The following is a 3,622-nucleotide window of genomic DNA, read 5'->3' as shown; positions in this document are numbered from 1 at the left end:
CCCCCTTTTTTCCCCTCCCTCAGCCGGTGCCCTCCGGGGCCCCGTCCGCGGCGGCCAACGCCTCGCCCAGTCCCGCCCGGCCCACCCCGAGCTTGCGCAGCGCACTCGCCACGTGGTGCTCGACCGTACGGGTCGACAGGAACAGCGCCCGGGCGATGTCCTGGTTCGCCGCGCCCTGGGCGGCCAGCGCCGCGACCTGGCGCTCGCGCGGGGACAGCCGCTCGCCGTAGCCGCGCCGCCCCGGCGAGGCCGCCCGGCCCAGGCCCAGCTCCCGCCGCAGCCGCTGGCAGCGGGCCGCGTCCGAGGCCGCGCCCAGCGCCAGATAGGCCCGCTCGGCCGCGGCGATCCGCTCCCCGGCCGCCGCCCGGTCGCCCCCCGCCGCCACGGTCGCCGCCCGCTCCTCGGCCCGCGCCTGCTCGTACGGGCGCCCGATCCGCTGCCACAGCCCGGCCGAGCGCACGAACTCCCCACCCGCGCCCGCCGGATCCCCACCCGCGCCCGCCGGATCCGTACCGGCCAGCAGCAGACCGCCGGCGAAGGCCAGCGCCGCCCGGGCCGCCGGCGCGTCCCGCCCCTCCAGATGCGCCCGCGCCTGCTCGACCAGCTCCGCCGCACCCGCCGCGTCGCCCGCCGCCAGCAGCACCTCGACCGCCACCGGCAGCACCTCGGCGGCCCGCGGCCAGGCCCCGGCCCGGCGCAGCGCGTCCAGCGCCGGCACCAGCGTGGCCGCCGCCCGCGCGACGTCCCCCTCCGCCAGCTGCAGCCCCGCCAGCCCCGCCGCCGCCCGCAGCGCCCCGGTCACCTGCGACTCCCGCTCCCCGTACGGGCCCGCCTCCGTGAAGTGGTCGCGCGCCTCCGCGAGCCGGCCGCGCGCGGCCGCCAGCCGGCCCCGCAGCAGGGCCTGCTCGACCCCGGCCATCGCGAGGTCCGGGAACTCCGCACCCAGCGCGGCCAGCCGCTCCTCCAGCCCGTCCCACCGCCCGGCCAGACCGTCCAGCCGCACCAGCGCGATCCGGCTGTAGCACTCCAGATAGGGGATCGCCGCCCGACGGGCCAGGCGCCGACTCTCCTCCAGCAGCCGCGCCGCCCGCCGGTCGTGGCCCAACTCCACGGCGATCTCACCCGCGTTGTACAGCGCACGGGTGGTCTGCCGGACGATCTCCGGCCGCCGCGAGCTGCGCGGCAGCGCGTCCAGCCGCTCCCACACCGCGGGGTCGCCCTCGCGCGCCAGGAACGTCAGCCGGGTGGCCCGCACCGCGGCCGCCACCTCCTCGTCCGGGTTCGCGGCCAGCGTCCGCTCGGCCCGCTCCAGCCACTGCCGGGCGCGCTCGCCGGCGCCGTCGCGCTCGTTCATGGCCAGCGCCACCATCGCCCGGGCCGCCCGGCCCGGACGCTGCTCCAACTCGTCGAGGGACTCCTCCATCCGGTCGAAACCGGCCCGGTCCCCGCCGTGCACCGCCATCAGGAAGCCCAGCGACAGCCGGATCTCGCCGCGGTCGGGCACCGGCAGCCGCGGATCGGCGATGATCGCGGTCAGCGTCGCCGCGCTGGCCACCGAATCCACGCCGTCGGCGGCGATCCGCGCCAGCGCCAGCGCGGCCCGCCCGCGCCGCCGCGGATCGAGGTCGGGCTCGTCCAGCAGCCGGCGCAGCAGCGCGCCGGCACTGCCGCTGTCCCCGAGCGCCACCGCCTGGTCGGCGGCCGCCTCGGCCACCTCCTGCCAGGCCGCCCGGTCGCCGAGCGCCAGCGTGTGGTGGGCGATCTGCACCAGCGGCCTCGGCTCGCGCGCACCCAGCGCCGCCACCGCCCGCCGGTGCAGCGCGCCGCGCCGCGGCCCCGGCAGCCGGCGGTAGGCCACCTGCTGCGCCAGGACGTGCCGGAACCCGTAGCGGGCCAGCGGCTTCTCGTTGAGCACCGCCGCCCGCAGCGCCTCGGTGAGGCCGTCCGCCGCGGCCTGCGGGTCGAGGCCGGCCACGGCGGCCAGCAGGTCCTCCCCGGCCGGCACGCCCAGCACCGCGGCGGCCGAGGCGATCGCGGCGGCCTCCGGGGACAGCGCCGCGAGCCGCTCGGTCACCGCGTCGCGCAGGCCGCGCGGCACCTCGGACTGCTCCAGGTCGGCGGCCAGGTCCGCGGCGTTGGTCAGCGCGCCGGAACCGCGCTGCTCGCACAGCGTGATCAGGTCCTCCTCGGCGACCAGCGGCAGGCCCTCGCTGCGGTCGAACAGCACCCGGGTGAGCGCCGCCGTCGCGCGCGGGCCCAGCGCCGCCCGGGCCAGCTCGTCGACCTCGGCCTCGGCGAGCGGGGCCAGCCGGATCAGCGCACCGCCCACCCCGGCGGGGCGCCGGTAGGCCGCGCCCAGTACGGGGGTGTCCGGCGCCAGGTCCTCGGCCCGGTAGGTGAGCACCAGGGCCAGCCCCGCCGGCACGTCCCGGGCCAGCAGCAGGAGCAGCTCGCGGGTGGCATCGTCCACCCAGTGCAGGTCCTCCACGACCAGCACCGTCTCGCCGAGCGCGCCGAGCAGGGCGCGCACCGCCTGCACCAGCAGCCGCAGCCCCGGCGTCCCCTCACCGGCGGCCGCGGGCAGCGGCGGCAGCCGGTCGGCGAGGTCGGGCAGCAGCGGGCGCAGTGCCCCGGCGCTGGCCGGGATGCGGTCGGCGGGCGGCAGGAACGGGCCGACGCCGCGCAGCGCGTCCACCACCGGGCCGAAGGCCAGCGGCTCGCGCAGCGGATGGCAGAAGCCGGTCAGCACCAGGCGGCCCGCCGCCGCGGCACCGGCCGCGGCCTCGGCCACCAGGCGGGACTTGCCCAGGCCGGCCTCGCCCTCGACCAGGACCACGGCGGGCGGGCGGAGCATCGCGTCGGTCAGGCGGTCCAGTTCGGGCCGGCGCCCCACGAACACGAAACCGGCGCCGGGCGATCCCGGCTCGACGGGCCGACTCACGGCCGTCCGGTCGGTTCGGGTGCGCGGCGCTCGCCGAGGAGGGGTGCGAAGGCCATGGGCACATCATGCCGTGACGGTTTCCGGCGGTACCCGCCGGGGCGCCCTCGCGGCGCAGGTGGTGCGGGCGGTGCGGTGCGTTCCCGCGGTGCGTTCCGGTGGTGCGTTCCCGTGGTGTGTTCCTGTGGTGCGGGAGGTGTGTCCGTGCGCGTACGGGCGGTGCGGGCAGTGTGTTCAGGCGGTCCGGGCGCGGACCGGCGGGTGGGGCGGCGGGACGTCCGGGCCGGGCAGTTCGAGTACCGCGCAGCCCAGCGCCTCCAGCCGGCGCACCGTCGCCCGGGCACTGCGGTCGTCGAGCGAGAAGACGAACGGCCCCGGCACCAGCACCACGTTCACCCAGCCCTGTTCGGCCCGCTCCAGCAACCGCTCCAGGGCGGGGTGCGGGTCGCCGGAGCGCACCCCGTCGTCCAGGAAGGCGGAGGGCACCGGCAGGCCGCGGTAGCGGGCCAGGCGCTCCAGCACCGCGCGCTGGTACTCCAGCCCCGCCGCGTCGGCGGGGTAACAGCGGAGGTACAGCGCGGGCCGGGCCGGGAGGCCGGGGTGCGGGGGGCGGTCGGTCATGTCGTTCACCTGCCCGGTGGGTGAGGAGTGCGACGGGAGTGGGGCGCCCGTCCACTCCAGCAG

The 3,622-nt window shown here is 79.2% G+C and carries 2 protein-coding genes; both read right to left on the bottom strand.

Features of this window, described 5'->3' with window-relative positions:
* Window positions 1-19 precede the first annotated feature (19 nt).
* Window positions 20-2,941: an ATP-binding protein gene (locus ACIQOV_RS32545; RefSeq protein ID WP_401054313.1), complete on the bottom strand. Its 2,922-nt coding sequence runs from the start codon at window positions 2,939-2,941 to the stop codon at window positions 20-22.
* A 231-nt stretch (window positions 2,942-3,172) separates the two neighbouring features.
* Window positions 3,173-3,622: recombinase family protein (locus ACIQOV_RS32540; protein ID WP_401054311.1), on the bottom strand; the 450-nt coding region annotated here is incomplete at its 5' end.

This window comes from Kitasatospora sp. NPDC091257, assembly GCF_044757675.1.
GTDB classification, from domain to species: Bacteria; Actinomycetota; Actinomycetes; order Streptomycetales; family Streptomycetaceae; genus Kitasatospora; species Kitasatospora lactacystinica.
The sequence above is the reverse complement of the archived record's forward strand: the minus strand, read 5'-3'. Positions and strand labels throughout refer to the sequence as shown.